This is a genomic window from Streptomyces sp. NPDC104202 (assembly GCF_055584185.1).
On sequence record NZ_JBVJMN010000133.1, the window covers coordinates 1 to 3,091 of the forward strand.

A 3,091-nucleotide genomic window follows, 5' to 3' on the forward strand; every position below is an offset into this window, starting at 1 on the left:
TGCTCGTTTCCTTCTTTCCCCCACCCCACCCCCCCCCCCCCCCCCCCCCCCCCCCCCCCCCCCCCCCCCCCCCCCCCCCCCCCCCCCCCCCCCCCCCCCCCCCCCGGGAGCGTGCCCCGCGCGGCCCCGCGTGCGGGGCGCGCGCGAGAGCCCCGCGGGAGAAGGCTCCCGCGGGGCGTCCGCGTGCCCGCGTGCCCCGGGCGCGGCGGCGTCCGGGGGACGCGCCGTTCCCGGGTAGCCGGGCCGTCTCAGCCGGAGTCGCGCACGATCAGCTCCGTCGGCAGGACGTGCCGGCGGGGCTGCGCCGACGACTCCGCGCCCTCGTGGATCTCCCGGATCAGCATCCGCGCCATCGTGCGGCCCATCTCCTCGATGGGCTGGCGCACGCTCGTCAGCGGCGGGTCCATCAGCCGCGCCACCGGGGAGTCGTCGACGCCGACGAGCGCCACGTCCTCGGGCACCCGGCGGCCCGCCTCGCGCAGCACGCCGCGCGCGCCGGCCGCCATGACGTCGGAGGCGGCGAAGACGGCGTCCAGATCGGGCCGCCGGTCGAGCAGCAGCCGCATGGCCCGGCGGCCGCCCTCCTCGGTGAAGTCGCCCGCCGACACCAGCTCCTCGTCGGGCGCGAGCCCGGCCTCGGTGAGGCCGGCCCGGTAGCCCCCGAGCCGGGCGCGGGCCACGTACATGTCGAGCGGCCCGGTGACGGTCGCGATCCTGCCGCGGCCGCCGGTCACGAGGTGGGCGACGGCGGCCCGGCCCGCCCCGATGTTGTCGGAGTCGACGTACGGCACGGGCTCGGCCTCCGCGCGGCGGCCGTTCATGACGACCGGGAGGCCCAGTTCGCGGATGCGGTCGGGCAGCGGGTCGTCGCCGTGCACGGAGGCCAGCAGCACTCCGTCGACCCGCTGGGCGGCCAGGTACTGCTCGAACCGCTGCCGCTCCTGCTCGCTGCGGACCAGGGTGAGCAGGAGCTGCTTGTCGGCCTCGGCGAGTTCGGCGCTGACGCCGCGGATGAGGTCGAGGAAGTAGGGCTCGGCGAAGAGCCGGGCCTCCGCCTCGGGGATGACGAGCGCGATCGCGTCGGTGCGGCTGCCGGCCAGGGCGCGGGCGGCCTGGTTGGGGACGTAGCCGAGTTCGGCGACGGCGCGGGCGACGGCCGTCCTGGTCTGCTCGCTCACCCGCGGGGAGCCGTTGATGACCCGGGAGACCGTGCCCCGGCCGACCCCGGCCCGGGCAGCCACCTGCTCCAGGGTGGGTCTGCCGCTCTGCCGTCCGTTCACCACTCCCGAACTCCCCTCGTAGGACAACGCGCTGCTCACCATGGCCGCGAAAGGATGGGAGCGCTCCCACACTAGTCCACGGCCACCCCGGCGCGCCACGCGCCCGCCTTCAGGAGATGACGGCCCCGTCTCGCCAGGGCGACGCGAAACCCCCGGAAAACCTTCCGGTAACGAATCCGCGTTCATCTCTTGACACCCGCACCCGCCAGGCAGCAACCTTCCGGCAACGACGTGGGAGCGCTCCCATCCGGGACGCACACAGCCTGCATCAGGTCCAGCCAGGCAGCCGCCGAGCCGCGATCAGCCGGCCGGGCCTCATGGCGCACAACGAGCACCACCTTGGACGAGGAGAGTGGAATGCGCACTTCCAGCAGCAGACGCGGACGCCGTGCGGCGATCGCGGCGGTCGCCGTCGTCGTGACCGGCACGACCCTGCTCACCGGTTGCGGCAGCGACGACGACGGCGGCAAGGGCGGCGGCAGCGGCCAGGGCTCCGAGAAGATCACGCTGCGGATCGGGACCTTCGGTTCCTTCGGCTACGACAACAAGACCGGCGCCAAGCTCTACGCCGAGTACGAGCGACTCCACCCGAACATCAAGATCGAGGAGTCGAACGTCTCCGACGGCCAGAAGTACTGGGACACGCTGAAGCTGCGCCTCGCCCAGAACAGCGGCCTCGCCGACATCCAGGCCGTCGAGGTCGGTTACATCGCCGAGGCGACCGGCACCGCCATGGCCTCCAAGTGGGTCGACCTGGGCAAGGAAGGGGGCGCCGACACCGCCGACTTCCTGGACTGGAAGGTCAAGCAGGCGACCACCGCCGACAACAAGGTGATCGCGCTCGGCACCGACATCGGCCCGATGGCCATCTGCTACAACAAGGACCTCTTCGCCAAGGCCAAGCTGCCCACCGCCCGCGAGGAAGTCGCCAAGCTGTGGGCCGGCGACTGGGCCAAGTTCCTCGAGACCGGTGAGAAGTACAAGGCCGCCGCGCCCGCCGGCACCTCCTTCCACGACTCCGCGAGCGGTCTGTTCAACGCCGTCGTCTCCAGCGACCCGGTGCAGTACGCCAACACCAGCGGCGAACTCGACTGGGAGAACAGCCCCGGCGTCAAGAAGGCCTGGGACACCGCCGTCAAGGCGGCCCAGGGCGGCCTCACCGCCAAGCTCCGCCAGTTCGACGAGAAGGGCACCTGGAACGCGGCCTTCAAGAACTCGAAGTTCGCCACCGTCGCCTGCCCGAGCTGGATGACCGGCATCATCAAGGACCAGGCCGGCCCCGCCAACCAGGGCAAGTGGGACATCGCCGCACCGCCGGTCGCCGGCAACTGGGGCGGCTCGTTCCTCGCGGTGCCCAAGGCCGGCAAGCACACCAAGGAGGCGGCCGAGCTCGCCGCCTGGCTGACCGCCCCGGCCCAGCACGCCAAGGTGTTCGCGGTCAACGGCAACATCCCCTCGTCCAAGGACACGCTCGCCTCCTCGGCGGTCCAGGACGCCAAGCTGCCGTACTTCGGCGACACCCCGGTCGGCAAGATCTTCTCCAGCGCGGCGGCCGGCATCACCCCCGCCGCCATCAGCCGCTACGACGGCCAGGTGAAGACCTTCCTCACCGACAACGGCATCCTCGACATCGAGCAGCGCGGCACCGACCCGGCCAAGGCCTGGGAGAACGTCAAGAAGCTGGTCGACGACAAGATCGACCAGTAGCGGGGACCACGTGCCGGGGGGGGGGGCGGGGGGGGGGGGGGGGGGGGGGGGAGGGGGCATACACACACCCGACAAACAAGAAAAAAAAGGACAAAAGAAAGAGG

General features: G+C 72.3%; 2 protein-coding genes. One reads left to right on the plus strand and one right to left on the minus strand.

The features are described 5' to 3' along the window. Positions 1–248 precede the first annotated feature (248 nt). Positions 249–1,322: a LacI family DNA-binding transcriptional regulator gene (locus ACZ60W_RS37160; RefSeq protein ID WP_469759823.1), complete on the minus strand. Its 1,074-nt coding sequence runs from the start codon at positions 1,320–1,322 to the stop codon at positions 249–251. A gap of 315 nt (positions 1,323–1,637) precedes the next feature. Between ACZ60W_RS37160 and ACZ60W_RS37165 the strand changes: the two genes are divergently transcribed. Further along, positions 1,638–2,987: an ABC transporter substrate-binding protein gene (locus ACZ60W_RS37165; protein ID WP_469759824.1), complete on the plus strand. Its 1,350-nt coding sequence runs from the start codon at positions 1,638–1,640 to the stop codon at positions 2,985–2,987. Positions 2,988–3,091: the final 104 nt, after the last annotated feature.

Coding starts and splice junctions, on each gene's coding strand:
- ACZ60W_RS37160 (WP_469759823.1), bottom strand. CDS start 1,322: ATGGTGAGCAGCGCGTTGTCCTACGAGGGGAGTTCGGGAGTGGTGAAC.
- ACZ60W_RS37165 (WP_469759824.1), top strand. CDS start 1,638: ATGCGCACTTCCAGCAGCAGACGCGGACGCCGTGCGGCGATCGCGGCG.